Annotated in this window: 1 protein-coding gene; it reads right to left on the bottom strand. The window is 61.8% G+C overall.

What is annotated here, in order from left to right:
• A partial coding sequence (locus AC0L2O_RS36680; protein WP_473373189.1) for a response regulator occupies positions 1-285 on the bottom strand: 285 nt, incomplete at both ends.

Below are 285 nucleotides of genomic sequence, written 5' to 3'. Positions count from 1 at the left end.
TGCACGCGCTGGCCACCGACCTCAACGGTCTTGGCATCGAGATTGACCACCAGGTCGCCGGTGGTGATGACCGACTGGGCATGGCCCTTGGAGCGCCGCACGATAGCGTGGATGCGGGCGACCAGTTCGTCCTTGTGGAACGGCTTGGTCATATAGTCGTCTGCGCCGAAGCCGAGGCCGCGTACCTTGTCCTCGATGCCGGCCATGCCGGAGAGGATAAGGATCGGCGTCTTCACTTTGGAAAGGCGAAGTGTTCTCAAGACCTCGTATCCCGACATGTCGGGG

Source organism: Bradyrhizobium sp. Kon10 (assembly GCF_055807395.1).
The sequence above is the reverse complement of the archived record's forward strand: the minus strand, read 5'-3'. Positions and strand labels throughout refer to the sequence as shown.